General features: G+C 39.8%; 1 protein-coding gene. It reads left to right on the forward strand.

Annotation, left to right across the window (positions count from 1 at the left end; all coding sequences use genetic code 11):
- Positions 1-246: hypothetical protein (locus MTCD1_RS19995; RefSeq protein ID WP_143760223.1), on the forward strand; the 246-nt coding region annotated here is incomplete at both ends.

The following is a 246-nucleotide window of genomic DNA, read 5'->3' on the forward strand; positions in this document are numbered from 1 at the left end:
GGCTATGACCTAGCTTGGTTACCGGTATTACTTAAACTGGTTAATCAGGTATTAGACTGCTCATTACAGGATGGTTTTAGTTTACGTCAATTAACGCCAACCCAGAAAAAAGTGGAGATGGAATTTTTCATGCCGATTTCATCGCTTAACTGTGATGATTTAAATTCCTTGATAAAGCAGCATGATGGCCTTTCTCAGCAAGCTGGTGAGCTTGATTTTCAACAAGTAAGAGGCATGTTAACCTGC

It is taken from the genome of Colwellia marinimaniae (genome assembly GCF_002207865.1).
Classification (GTDB): Bacteria; Pseudomonadota; Gammaproteobacteria; order Enterobacterales; family Alteromonadaceae; genus Colwellia; species Colwellia marinimaniae.